Source organism: Natronobacillus azotifigens (genome assembly GCF_026805325.1).
Lineage (GTDB): Bacteria > Bacillota > Bacilli > Bacillales > Amphibacillaceae > Natronobacillus > Natronobacillus azotifigens.
In genome coordinates this window covers 71,764-86,240 of the sequence record NZ_JAPRAT010000006.1, presented here as the reverse complement: position 1 = coordinate 86,240, position 14,477 = coordinate 71,764, and the positions used below count along the sequence as shown (strand labels likewise).

The following is a 14,477-nucleotide window of genomic DNA, read 5'->3' as shown; positions in this document are numbered from 1 at the left end:
GGCTTAACGTACTTCTTTACATCCGTGAAATAATTAATTTTCCGTAATTTCCTGAATAATTTCTGCAATGTTTCTTAGATTTTCTACTTTATATGTTATATTTGTCCCAATGACTGCGTGGCCAACTCCTATTACTTGCATACCCGCTTGTTGTGCACTTTCTACTCCTGCTATTGCATCTTCTACTACAACACATTCGTTTGGATTTACCTGTAACAAGTTACTTGCAGATAAGAAAACTTCAGGATCTGGTTTAGATTTTTCAATCATAGTTCCGTCAATGATTGCATCAAAAGTATCATCTAAGCCTAGTTTCGATAAAATGAATTTTGCATTCTTACTTGAAGAACCAATTGCAATTTTTATCCCATTTTCTTTTAACATTTTAATCGTTCTTACTACATAAGGAAGAATATCCTTATGCGACAGTTCTTCTAAATATTTACGGTACAAATCATTTTTCCGTAACAAAAGCTCTTCTTTTTCTCGTAACGTATAGCTTCGATTTGCATTCTTCAAAATGATATCAAGGCTTTCTTTTCGACTTACTCCTCGAAGTCGATCATTGTATTCCCTATCAAAATAGATAGATTCATCGTCAGCTATATGTTTCCAAGCTCTATAATGGTATTCGTCCGTTGATACTATGACACCATCCAAATCGAATATTACCGCTTTCACTAACATACTTTATCCCAACTTTTCTCTGTTTTTTCATTTGTTTTGTTAAACGGCCTATCATATTTAACTTATTTATTATGCAAGATTTCTTTGTTGAAGCCATTTTACGCTTAAGTCAAACCATACTGATAAACTAAGCCCACTTATTTGTTGTGCAGTCTTAACACTTTCATCACTCAATGACATACCATGCGGTCCTTTTTCAAACATGTGCAATTCGCACGGTATTTTGTACTCTATTAGTTTTGAGCTTAAACCAACTAAATCTGTCGGTGGTATAACGCTATCTTCATATGTTCCCCAGATAAAAGTTCTCGGCACTTCTTCGTGAATATAATTCAACAAATTTAATGATTCAATTTCTTCCTTTGTTACGTTTTCTTTTCCTAAAAGTATTTCTTGAATATTTGGCCCACGCATATCTGGTATTAGTCCTTGTTCCATCATTTTTATAATTGCTTGAGGTGTCTCAGTTGTTCTAGGTTCCAAAGAAACAGCTGGATATCCCAATATAAGGTTGTTTGGTTTTACTTGTTCTACTTTTAGAGAAATGTCTGTTGTGAGCATTGGAGTGTTGTAGTATATTCCTAAACTTAACGCAAGGTTTCCTCCTGCCGAAAAGCCAACTACAGAAATGTTATCAGAGTCTATTAACCATTCCTGTACATTGTCTCTTACCACAGATACCGCTTTTGCAAGCTCTCTTAATGCTGTAGGGAATGGATTGTCTATCTTTACGGAATAGTTTAAAACAAATGCATGATACCCCATACGTGCATAAGCTAATGCGACAGGTTCACCTTCATTTTTTGAAACGACAGTGTAACCTCCTCCAGGACAAATGATGACTGCTGGTCTAATCGTATTCTTTCGATCATATTCTCCATCATCCAATATATATGTTGTTAATTCAGCGGATGAATCCGCCATAAGTTTTATTGTTTTATTTATCATTTTAAGCACCTCATTACAATCTCGTATCCCATTTACCACAGAATGGATCGACCGGGCTAACACCTTTAAATGCTGATTTACCCAACAGCTTCTCTAGCAATAATGGTAACGTGAAATTATTTACTCCATAAGTATTGATGTATGTCTTTATTCTAGGCACGTCCAACAAATGATAAGGATTTTCTGTTGAAATAAAGATTGTTGGAATGGATGTAATATAATTCGGTACGTTTACTCCCATTGGGTTCAACCATTCAATTCTTACTGTCGTTTGATTAGACTTTGTTGCTAAATTGCACAGATATAAAATTAAGTCATATTCCTTTACCATTTCTTCAAAAGAATTTTGTAATCCTTCATACACACCAGTTGGTTCGAATCTAGTTACTTGAAACCCTTCCGATTCTAGCAATGGAATAAAGGCGTTCGCTATTCCTGAAGCCTTGTTGTAGCCAAGTGCATTTGCTTCATTTTCAATATCGTACAGTAGTATCTTTTTATATTTATCACTAGAGAGGGGTAGTACACCTTTTTCTTCTTTCACTAAGGTAATTGATTTATCCGCAACTTCTTTCGCTTTTTGAAGGTGATCTTTCCATTGTAAAATTTCATTCGCTTGTTGGACAGAAGGAATGTTATTTTGCTTGTGGAGCTGTAAAGACGCTTTTAATCCTAATATTCTTAATACAGCCTCATCCAACCTTCTCTCGCTCAACAACCCTTGCTCTAATCCTCGCTCCATAAAACGAATGTCTTCTGCTAAATTTTTGGTGAACAAAAATAAATCGCAACCATTTTCAATTGATTTTGGAACCAATTCATTTCGTGGCATTGCAATATTCATTCCCGCCATCGTAGTTGCATCCGTAATAATCAATCCATTAAAGCCTAACTTTTCTCGCAAAAGACCATTAAGAAGTTCACTTGCTAAAGAAGCTGGTAGAATATCCTCGTCTTTTAAAGATGGATTTAGCTTTTTGGAATATTCAGGCAATGCAATATGCCCAATCATTACTGTCTTTGCACCTTCTGCAATTAAATGCTCGTATACACTTCCATAAGTTTGATCCCATTCTTCAGGTGACAAACTATTAACTGATGTAACTAAATGTTGATCTCTATCATCAACACCATCTCCAGGAAAATGTTTAATAGATGTAGCTAGACCATTCTCTTGACAACCTTTTACATACGCAGCACCCATTTCTTTCACTTGTTTTGGATCGCTTCCGAATGTTCTTGTATTTGTAATTGGGTTATGAAAATTGTAATCAATATCCACCACAGGAGCAAAAGAATAGTTGGCACCTACACTTTTTGCTTCTCTCGCGCATATTTTTCCTAATTCATAAGCGTAGTGAGTATCATTCGTTGCTGCCACAGCTAAATTTGATCCCACTTTTGTTCCATCACTTGTGATTCCACTTCCACCCGCTTCTAGGTTTGCAGAAATTAACAGTGGAACCTTTGTTGAAGATTGCAACGTAGAAACCGTTCCTATAACATCTTCTTTAGCCATAGCTCGACACATTAGTCCACCAATACCGATTTCTTCTGTTAATTTTTTTAAAAACTCTTCATCTTTTTGGTATCCTACCATAAAAAACAGTTGCCCTATTTTTTCTTTTATTGTTAACGATTGAAAAGTTTCCTTCACCCAACTAATATCCTCATCTTTTAAATTAAACGGCTTATTTCTTAATGAATTTATATCCATGATTTTCCCCCTTAAAAACTTTAAAAAGCAATTTATTAAGCTACCTGCCCTTCTAAATTCCTGTCTTTCTTTGCTGCATATCCCATAAATACTACAATAAACACACCGATGACAACGGTCTGCATGGAAGGATGTATACCAATAATAACCATGCCATAAGATAAAGCATTCATTGTTAAAGAGCCCGCAAATATTCCTAATGCCATATTGCTGTATCTAGCTAGAAATAATCCAATTAACACTGGACCCATAGAAGAAAACATTAGAGCAGTGGAGATTAAATTATTTGCAGGAGAGACCAAAACAGTGGATGCATTAAGCACACCTGCAACACCTAACAAGATGCCTACCACTAAATAGGTTTGCATAATATTCTTTTTTTCTTGAATTCCTGTGTTAACTGCAAGACGTGGATTAATCGATAAAGCTCTCGTGTCGTAACCAAATTTCGTATAGGTTAGTAAATAGTAAACAAAAAACATTACTACTCCTAAGATCACATAAACCAAAGGAGCTCTAGCAAAAATGGTTAAATCACTATACATGTAAAGCTGTGCGCCAGATCCATTAAACACAATTCCAGAAATGGCTTCATAAATCATAACAACTCCTAATGATACAATGATTGTAGGCACTCTTAATCCTAAGTAAATTGCACCTACAATTAAGCTCAACAGCATAGCTATGGCAACCGTTATTATCAATAGAAAAATAGGCCCCATATCCATTTGTATCGCAATATTACTTCCCAAGATTCCTGACAAAATAATAATAATGCCTGGTGTAAAATCCCATCTACCTCCGGAAAGTGGTAATGCAATGGCATATGCAATTATTGTTGATAATACGCTATTTCTTATGATCCTATCAAAAGCACCAGCCGATGCATAACCCGATTCTCCGAGAATAAATGTAATCAACAAAATACCGGTGTAAACTGCTATCGGAAAAAGGAATGTATGAATTGTCTTTATCAAGTGATTTTTATAAGTAAATTTCATCAGCTCACTCCATCAACTTTTCTAAAAAAGGAGATACCTATATTAATCTACAAATATCTCCTTTCGAAACATGTTCTACTGTCTGTTTTCTTTAATCTCATCTATCGTTCTATTCGTTAATTCTTGCAAATCTTCCCATGTTGCATTCTCATTAAATGTTCTCATTACTTCTTTTAATTCTTCTATCGTAACTGAACCTTCAGATTTATTATCAGGAATGACATATGTTTGAATATCCTCCACATCACTTGTCTCTTGAACTGTTGGATAATCAATATATCCATTAAGTTGTCCATCTGGATACTCATGTCCATTTAGACGATCATACAATCGAGCAAACATACTAGCCATAATTTGGCTGTAATTATTAAAACCCGCCATGATGACACTATCATTTTCTAACGCAGCCGGGGTAGAATCATTGTATCCTAAGGCCAAAACTTTTATGTCAGGCTTGGTACTATTAAGAACTGCTGGATACACAAAATCCATCCCTGATCCTAGACCGAAAATCGCATCTACTTCTGGATTATCCGATATAATCGATGTTACAGCATCCACAACATCGTTAGGTGAAAACATATGAGTAACTGTATCGTATACCGTAACTTCATCATCTAGCTCTTCTATCCTTTCTCTAAACCCATTTATGATGGGAACTGCATCATAAAAAGCGAATTCTGGAAATGTAGTTACAGCAATATTTTTCACTCCTGCTTCAACAGCTGCTTCTGCATATTGAGCACCTAACTTTTCTGGATTTTCTCCAAACTGTGATAACCCCCCCACTAGATAATCACTTGAAATATCTTCTACAACTTCACCAAGCGCAACACTATAATAGACATTAGCTTGCTCTGATAGGGCAATACTTTGCTCCAACGCCGTATCATATCCACTAATAATGGCATCAACTCCTGAAGCAATTAAATTTTCTAATGCTGTAATATGATCTTCTTCACTACTTCCTACTGTTGCATAATCAAATTTCACATTAAAATGTTCTTCTAGATAATCTCCATAACTTCTAATCTCTTTCCCTTGAATATCTGTGTAGTTATACAGCATGACACCAATTGTCACAACGTCTTCTCCGCTATCATTATTGCTATTACTGTTTCCCGTATTGTTCGTGCCGTTATCTCCACAGGCACCTAGTAATACAAGTAATAGTAAAACCCCTAGCCATTGAATAATCAGATTTCTTCTTTTCATAAAAGCACCTTCTCTCGTTAATTTTAACTTTCTTGTTATCTAGGAACTACTTTCTCAGATCTAGGTCTTCTTAGTATTAAGAAAATTACTAGAAGGAAAATGATTCCCCTTACTAAGGAAACTACTTCTGCTGGAACCCCTATCATGGTCAGTCCATTATTCAATAGAACTAAGGTGATACTACCTACGATTGCAGAACTAATTTTCGATTTACTACCACCACTTAAAGCCATACCACCAAGAACCAGCGCAACAATGACGTCCATTTCTAAACCCATTCCGGAATTTTCACTAACAGTAAGCGATCTTGCCAACGAAAACATAGATCCATATCCCACCAACAAACCAGCGATAATGTATGAAATGACTTTGCTTTTTTTTACATTCACACCACTTTGCGTTGCGGATAGCATGTTATCTCCTATTGCTTTGTTCTGCTTACCAATTTTCTTATAGTTAAACAAAACGACACCAATAATACCTACAATAATGATGGATAGTATCATAAAGGTTAAGTTATTATATAGGTTTAACACCGCTATCTCTGTTACACGTATAGACATATTCGTAGTTGAAACAATATATGTGACAATCCCTCTAGCGATAAACATAATAGCAAGTGAAGAGATTACAGCCATTAATCCAAATTGATTTGCTACATATATGTTAAGAAGATAACAAGCCACTGATACAGACATGGCTATCATTGTTGAAAACCATACAGGTGCGCCTGCATTTAAGGAAAACGCCGCTACCATCGAACTTAAAGCAACAACTGCTCCAACTGAAATATCCATATTTCCATGAGAAAATACAAATACTAATCCGACAGATATTGTAAAAATAACAACCAACTGCCTAATAATTGTCTGTATGTTTATACTAGAAAGTAACTTCCCATCCGAAAGCACAGTAAATATAACCACTACAAGAAGTAAACTACTATATTGAATAATAATGTTTTTATTCATTTTCAAGAAATTTAATAACTTATACAAACTATCACCATTTTTATTTTTTATTGCCGTTTCATTTTTCATTGATTCACCACCTTTCCATAGTTGATCATTAAATCATATAATCTATCAACGTAGATTCATTTAAATTTTTATTTCTTGCAAATTCTTTATTAATTCTCCCTTCCTTCATCATCAGAATTCTATCACTCATACCAATAAGTTCTTGCAGCTCCTCTGAAATAATTAAAATAGAATACCCTTGTTTTTTTAAGTCATATAGAAGTTTATACATTGTTGTTTTCACACCAACATCTACACCTCTCGTCGGACTGTCTAAGATTAGAATACGAGAGTTGTTACCAATCCACTTTCCAAAAGATATTTTTTGTTTATTTCCACCTGATAGTTCCCTTACATTTTGATTCATATTTCTACATTTGATGTTTAGCTCATTGATTTGTTTTTCAGCAAATCGCCTTTCTGATCCAGGTAAAATGAACCCATATTTTTTTAGCTTGTCTAATGCAGATATTGCTAAATTATCCTTTACTGAAGCATCTAATATTAATGTCTCTTGATCCCTATCTTTAGAAACATAACCAATTTTATTATCTATCGCTATTTTAATCGTACGCAGTGGAATTGGTTTAGGATTTTTCTCTGATTTATTTCTAGTAGAGCTTTTCAAAAATGGCGATTTCTCCTCTCCATAAACAAATACCTCCCCTTGTGTTGTTTTCAATCCGCCATACATCAGCTTACCTAATTCATGCATACCGCTACCCGACAACCCTCCTATTCCAAGGATTTCTCCTTTATGAAGATCTAACGTTATATCCTTTAACTTTTTAGCGCTTACATTTTTCACACTTAGTACCACTTGAGAATCAAAGTTACCATCATAATCACTGCGATAAAAATCACCTTCAATTTTTCTCCCAACCATGGATTGCTTTATCCTGTCCTCTTCAAAATCTTTTTTATCAAATTCAGTGATAAATTCTCCATCTCTTAAAATGGTTAACGCATCACAAACCGAGATTAATTCTGGTAAATCATGAGAAATAAACAACACGGCTTTGTTTTCTCTTTTTAATTTTTTGATTATTTTATGAATCATCTCACGCCCTTCATGTGATAATGCTGTCGTCGTCTCATCAACAATAAAAAGAGTGGGATTGTAATACAATGCCCTAGCAATTTCAACTAGTTTTCTTTCTTCAAAGTCAAGTGTACTAATTGATTTTGTTACATCAAGTCCGTCTAAATCCACTAATTCCAATGCCTTTTCTGCTTCTCTAATCATTTTTGACCTATCAATAAAACCGTTCTTACGAAAACGAGCCTCATCTCCAAGAAATATATTATCGACAATTGGCAACTGATTTAATGTTCCTGTCTCTTGAACAATCATAGATATTTTGTTATCCCTTGCCTCCAAAGGGTTTTTGGGTTGATATTTTTCTCCATTAATAAACATTTCTCCATTCGTTACAGGGTGAATACCACAAATCATAGAGGAAACTGTTGATTTTCCAGAACCGTTTTCTCCTATTAATCCTCTTATCTCTCCTAGCTTCACCTGTAAATTAACGTTATTAACAGCTATCGTTTCTTCAAACTTTTTCGTTAGTCCTACCGTCTCTAGAAATACATTGCTCTCCATGATAAACACCCTTTTATAAAAAATGATAATGCTTACATTTTTACTTACATAAAGCTTAACATTTAGCTAGACTAAATTTAAGTAGTAAAATTATCTTCAGTAGTTCAAATTTTTAATCATTTTACTCAATACAAGTGATAAAATTGAAAAAAAGCTTAATTAATTGTATACTCTTTGTAGCATGAAGATTAAAATTTTACACATAGAGGTGATCCATATTGGAATTCCGACATGAAATAATCAATTTTAATAATAATCTTCCTATTAAATTCTTTTTACATAGAATAGGATCGGTGAAACGACATTGGCATCAAACCCTTGAACTTATCTTGAACATTAGAGGCGATGTAAAAATCGTTGTTAACGAGGAAGCGTTTCATTTGAAGAGTGGAGACATCATTCTAATAAATTCTAACGAAATTCACGAACTATACTCAGACGATGCAGTAATGATTGCTTTACAAATAAAGCCTGAACTATTAAAAGATATAGTTATTGATACAAAGAAGCTCTATTTTGATTGCAATTCCGTTCGTTCTAATAAACCTGATCGATTCCGAAGTATAAAGAGAGTAATCGCGCAAATTATAAAGTATAACATGGATACTAACGAGCTTATTGACTTGAAGAACGCTTCGTTAGTGTATGAACTTATTTTCGAGCTTTGTGTTAACTTCTTAAGTGATAAGAAAGATGCGCAACAATATACAGAAGAAACGTTAGACCGTCTAAGTGGCATTCTTGGTTATATTAACAGCAACTATAATGAACAAATTACTTTAAACGAGTTGGCCGAAAAAGAGTTTCTTTCAGTTCCCTACTTATCTAAGTTTTTCAAACAAAGCATGGGAATATCTTATAGTGATTATATCAAGCAAGTACGTCTTCATCATGCAGTTATTGATTTGTATAACGATACATTGACAATCGATAACGTCGCTTCAAAAAATGGATTTCCAAATACCCGATCCTTTGTAACTGCTTTTAGGGAGAAATATAATGAGTTGCCCAGTACATGGAGAAAGAAGAATGTTGGAAAAGCATTAGGCAGTATCGAGGCTACAAAAGAGAGCTCTGTGAATTATTTACACAACGAACCTCTATCTTATTACAAAGACATTGCAAATTTTATTGAACAATATGCAGAATTAGAATCAACGATTGCTTTAGCTGATGATAAGACACCAAAATACTCAACCAATATCTCTGCTGATGTTTCCAAGTTCAAAAGAAAACTTTATCATTCATTTAAAACCTTTACTGGTGTAAGTAGAGCCAAAGAGATTTTAACTGTCCCTGTTCAAGAAGCTTTAAAGTTAGTGCAAAAAGAAATTGGTTTTACGTATATTAAAATGCATAGCATATTAGATGACGACATGATGGTATATAATGAGACAAGTAGTGGTTCACCTATCTATAACTTTCGATTAATTGAAAATGTCTTTGACTTTCTTCTTTCCATTAATTTGAAACCTCTTGTCCAGTTTTCGTTTATGCCGAAGAAATTGGCTAGTAATTCAGAAAAAACTGTATTCTATACAGAGATAAACACTAGTCCCCCTATTGACATGGATAAATGGAAACAACTGATCCACGCACTTACGAACCACTTAATAAAAAGATACGGAAGAAAAGAAGTAAGAAGTTGGTTATTTTGTGTGTGGAATGAGCCTAGTACTTCTAATCATCTATTCGGCTTTGAAAAAAATGAAATCTTTTATAATCTATACAAAAACACCTACCAGGTGATAAAAGAAATTGACAGTTCCTTGTCTTTTGGAGGACCTGCCGCCTTTTCCACTTACGGTAAATCAGAGGATTGGTTTTTCCGTTTTCTAGACTTTAGTATAACTAACCAGTGCAAACCTGACTTTATCACGATTCACTATTATGATATTGACTTGTCTACAGTTAAAGATAGTACAATGGACAACCTCTATTTTCCTCAGATAGAAAATAAGGAATTATGTCTTAGTCCAACTAAAAACTCATTTACTCAATTCATCGATAGGGTGAAAAAAGGTTTGCAGAAGATTGGTTTCGATGATGAGAAAGTTTATTTAACAGAATGGAACTCCACGGTCTCACATCGAGATTTAATGAACGATACATGTTTTAAGGCTTCCTATATTATTAAAAATATTACTGAAAACTATGATCGATTAGATTCCTTTGGGTATTGGTTATTGACTGATTATCATGAAGAATACCTAATGAATAAATCACTTTTTCATGGTGGCCTAGGTATGTTAGCCTACGACAATATTAAAAAACCTTCCTACCATGCATTTTTCTTACTAAATAAGCTGGGAGATGTGTTGGTAGAAAGTGGTGATGGGTACATGATCACAAAAAGGGAAGATGATTACCAAATTATTTTGCACAACTACCAACATTACAATGACACCTATGCTAAGGGGATAGCAATTAACATATCTTATAACAATAGATACTCTAATTTCACCAACAACTCAAAACGAGAATTTTATATTGAGCTCTCAAACATTGAGGGAACATATGAAATTAGGCACACGTTAGTAAATAGAACTCATGGAAGTGCCTTTGATAATGAAGTTCGTTTAGGAAAAACGGAAGGATATCACACGATCGATGAACTAAATTATTTAAAAGGAATTTCTGTGCCAAAAATTAAAATTGAATATGCTGATTCTTCCTCTAAGAGCATAACGATACAAACAATTCTAGAACCGCACGAAATAAGATTAATAGAGTTATCTAAATTAAGCGAATAAGCAGAAGGAGTTGTAAAGACCTACTTGTGAAGGGGATGATGGTGATAAGTGATCAATCGGCAGTATCAGAATACTGTAGTATTACAAATTTTTGTTTTCTACAGTATCAACAAGGAAAAAGCCATTTCAGAAGTAACAATACTTCCACCGTACCTGTTTTACAAGAAAAAACTCCTTACTTTTCAATAACAAGAAAAGCAAGGAGTTTTTTAATAATTGTCACGCTTCATAATTTCATCTAATGACTTATTGATTTGACGATAATAATCTGCTGCAACTTTATATTTACGCTTCTGATAATAATAATCTGCAGTTATTCTATAATATACTACAGAGAACACATACATTTCTCTTTCTTCTATATACGGCAATACTTCTTTTATCATTAACTCTTCAAACGATTCATCAAAACCATAAATTAAATAATAATAAACCTTCACTTCATAAACAAGATACAATGTTTCTTTTTCTAATTTCTCTACTAAATCATTTGCACGGCGATACCATACTTTAGCTTCATCCAACTGATTTTGTAAAAAATATGACTTCATTAATCCTATTGCCGCTTCCAATTCTGCTCTAGTGAGCCTAGATTCCGAAAGCTGATAGCTAGACATATAATAGATGATTGCTTCTTTTGTTTCTTCTTTTTTCAAGTAATAATGACCGATTTGGAGATCACAATCAATTAAGATATCTGTATAATTATGATTATTCGCAATTTTCTTTGCAAAGTGAAAGCTCTCCAGTGCATCTTTACTATCATGCATACGGTGATATCCCACAGCAATAATAATATGACAGATTGCACAACGTTTTAGATGATACGTGTTTTGATAGTATGCTAATGCTTTTTCTGCATACACCGTTGCATGGTAAGTATAGTATAACTCTAATGCCACCAGTGCAATTTTTTGATAAATATCATTTAGTTCTTCTTGATGATTTGCTATACTAATTGGTATTTTTTGTTCTGCTTGTAACAACAAGTCAAAAGAAAGATTATAATTGGCATTCATTTTTCCATATAACGCGGAAAATTTCAACCAGTAGAACAGCTCTAATTCGTCAAAATGTGGAGCAGCATGTTCTAAATATGCGTATTTCTTTTTTGCTTTCTGCTTTTGATTGGATAAAATAAAATAATAAAGTTCATGTATCTCAACAAGCCAATTTAACTTTGCATCGATTAATTTTTCCATTTGATTTTCTATATGCATATACGTATGATGCGCTGCGAACAAATCTTCATTCAATAACTCCTTAAACCATTTCCAAGCTAACCGCTCCACCTCTGAATCAGCGATACTTTCAGGATGAATCCCTAATCTATCACACAACATTTTAATGATTTTTGCATTGGAATCTACACCATTACGTTCAATTTTAGATAAATAGGAAATAGATACAATACCTTCTGCCAATTCTTCTAACGTCATGTTCTTCTTCATACGAAAATATTTAATTTTGCTACCTATACACTGAGCCATATTTACCCCCCTCCTAAATACATATATTATAAAAAAATGATCGTTTCGTCATTATAAAGATACATATTTCGTATTTGTTTCGCTAATCTCGGTAATTTAAAAGAACGTTTGGAATTTATTATTACTCGGAAAATGTGTTGCGGACCATTTTAGCTTGAGCAACTCTGTCCTCCTTATTCGTCTTATTATAACGAAAATGATAATCATTATCGACTATTTTGTTCTATTTTTTTCATCTGGTTTTCTTTACTAGTACCTGGTTTGTGATTATTCAATCGATATGCAGGTCTTTCGATCGTTACTTATAACGATAACAAGGATTGACTTAGTGACCGATTTCGCTTAAGCTAGCTTTGATTATGTTTTTTCTGGAGGTAATGATAAAGATGTTACAAGCTACAAATGTTGGATTGCGTTATGGTGATAAGAAATTATTTGAAGATGTTAATATAAAGTTTACGCCTGGCAATTGTTATGGGTTAATAGGTGCAAATGGTGCTGGAAAATCTACGTTTTTAAAAGTATTGTCCGGTGAAGTTGAGCCCCAAACTGGTCATGTCTCTTTAGGTAAGGATGAGCGGCTTGCAGTTCTGAAGCAAGACCATTTCGCATATGAAGAGTACCCAGTAATTGAAACAGTTATTATTGGCCATTCACGTCTTTATGAAGTAATGAAAGAAAAAGACGAAATTTATGCAAAAGCGGAATTCTCTGAAGCGGACGGAATGCGTGCTGCTGAATTAGAAGGTGAATTTGCCGAAATGAATGGTTGGGAAGCTGAATCGGATGCAGCCATCTTATTAAAAGGTTTGGGTATTGAAGAAGCACTTCATGATAAAAAAATGGCCGAACTGAATGGTTCAGAAAAAGTAAAAGTACTATTAGCACAAGCATTATTCGGTTCACCAGATATTCTTTTGCTTGATGAGCCTACCAACCACTTGGACATTCTAGCGATTCAATGGTTAGAAGAGTTTTTAATAAACTTTGAAAATACTGTTATTGTTGTATCACACGATCGACATTTCTTAAACAAAGTGTGTACACACATTGCTGATGTTGATTTTGGTAAAATTGAGCTGTATGTTGGTAACTACGATTTCTGGTACGAATCTAGTCAGCTAGCTTTGCAAATGGCCCAAGATCAAAATAAGAAAAAAGAAGAAAAAATGAAAGAATTACAAGATTTCATTGCCCGATTTAGTGCAAATGCATCGAAATCGAAACAAGCAACTTCACGTAAGAAAATGCTTGAGAACATTACGTTAGATGATATAAAGCCGTCTTCTCGCCGCTATCCTTATGTTGCTTTTCAAGCTGGTCGTGAGATTGGGAATGATTTGTTACGTGTAGAAGGTTTATCAAAAACCATTGATGGCGTTAAAGTGCTAAATAATGTTAGTTTCACCTTAAATCGTGATAATAAAGTGGCTTTTGTTGGTCGTGATGAATTAGCTAAATCTACCCTATTTGATATCTTAATGGGGGAAATTGAAGCGGATGAAGGAACATTCAATTGGGGAGTCACAACCTCACAATCCTATTTCCCTAAAGATAATAGTAAATTCTTTGAGGAAAATGAAATGACACTAGTCGAATGGCTTCGTCAATACTCTCCAGAAGATCAAACAGAAACATTTTTGCGAGGATTTCTTGGTCGGATGCTATTCTCTGGTGAAGAAGCCTTGAAAAAAGCGAATGTTTTATCCGGTGGGGAAAAAGTACGTTGTATGCTATCAAAAATGATGTTAAGTCATGCAAATGTGCTTTTATTGGATGAACCGACAAACCACTTAGACTTAGAATCGATTACTTCTTTGAACAATGGATTGATAAAATTCAAAGGAGCAATCCTATTCACTTCTCATGATCATCAGTTTATTAATAGTATTGCAAATCGATTAATTGAAATTACGCCGAAAGGAATCATTGACAAAGAAATGAGCTATGATGAATATGTCAGTGATAAAGCTTTACAAAAAAAGATTGAAGCGATGTATGAATAATCGAACTCCCCGCCTTTTCTTGGTGGGGATTTTTT

General features: G+C 34.1%; 10 protein-coding genes. 2 read left to right on the top strand and 8 right to left on the bottom strand.

Annotation, left to right across the window (positions count from 1 at the left end; genetic code table 11):
- Positions 1-33: 33 nt before the first annotated feature.
- From pgmB to OWO01_RS04685, 7 genes are all read right to left on the bottom strand, one after another.
- Positions 34-687, bottom strand: coding sequence for a beta-phosphoglucomutase (pgmB, locus tag OWO01_RS04715; RefSeq protein ID WP_268779282.1), 654 nt, complete (start codon positions 685-687; stop codon positions 34-36).
- A gap of 69 nt (positions 688-756) precedes the next feature.
- Positions 757-1,635: an alpha/beta hydrolase gene (locus OWO01_RS04710; protein WP_268779281.1), complete on the bottom strand. Its 879-nt coding sequence runs from the start codon at positions 1,633-1,635 to the stop codon at positions 757-759.
- 13 nt (positions 1,636-1,648) lie between these two features.
- Positions 1,649-3,352 (bottom strand): glycoside hydrolase family 3 protein, encoded by a 1,704-nt coding sequence (locus tag OWO01_RS04705; RefSeq protein ID WP_268779279.1) that lies wholly within the window; start codon positions 3,350-3,352, stop codon positions 1,649-1,651.
- Between the two features lie 35 nt (positions 3,353-3,387).
- Positions 3,388-4,353, bottom strand: a complete 966-nt coding sequence (locus OWO01_RS04700) for an ABC transporter permease subunit (RefSeq protein ID WP_268779278.1) — start codon at positions 4,351-4,353, stop codon at positions 3,388-3,390.
- 75 nt (positions 4,354-4,428) lie between these two features.
- On the bottom strand, positions 4,429-5,568 hold the full coding sequence (locus OWO01_RS04695) for a sugar ABC transporter substrate-binding protein (protein WP_268779277.1): 1,140 nt from the start codon (positions 5,566-5,568) through the stop codon (positions 4,429-4,431).
- Positions 5,569-5,603: 35 nt separating this feature from the next.
- Positions 5,604-6,608: an ABC transporter permease gene (locus OWO01_RS04690; RefSeq protein ID WP_268779276.1), complete on the bottom strand. Its 1,005-nt coding sequence runs from the start codon at positions 6,606-6,608 to the stop codon at positions 5,604-5,606.
- 28 nt (positions 6,609-6,636) lie between these two features.
- The gene (locus OWO01_RS04685; RefSeq protein WP_268779274.1) at positions 6,637-8,193 is read right to left on the bottom strand and encodes a sugar ABC transporter ATP-binding protein; all 1,557 of its coding nucleotides are present in this window, start codon (positions 8,191-8,193) and stop codon (positions 6,637-6,639) included.
- A gap of 293 nt (positions 8,194-8,486) precedes the next feature.
- Here OWO01_RS04685 and OWO01_RS04680 point away from each other — a divergent pair, with 293 nt between their 5' ends.
- Positions 8,487-10,946, top strand: a complete 2,460-nt coding sequence (locus OWO01_RS04680; protein ID WP_268779273.1) for a GH39 family glycosyl hydrolase — start codon at positions 8,487-8,489, stop codon at positions 10,944-10,946.
- A gap of 209 nt (positions 10,947-11,155) precedes the next feature.
- Here OWO01_RS04680 and OWO01_RS04675 read toward each other — a convergent pair whose 3' ends face one another.
- Positions 11,156-12,436, bottom strand: coding sequence for a helix-turn-helix domain-containing protein (locus OWO01_RS04675; RefSeq protein WP_268779272.1), 1,281 nt, complete (start codon positions 12,434-12,436; stop codon positions 11,156-11,158).
- Between the two features lie 386 nt (positions 12,437-12,822).
- Between OWO01_RS04675 and OWO01_RS04670 the strand changes: the two genes are divergently transcribed.
- A complete protein-coding gene (locus tag OWO01_RS04670) occupies positions 12,823-14,442 on the top strand; it encodes an ABC-F family ATP-binding cassette domain-containing protein (RefSeq protein ID WP_268779271.1) in 1,620 nt (539 codons plus the stop codon).
- The last annotated feature ends 35 nt before the right edge of the window (positions 14,443-14,477 follow it).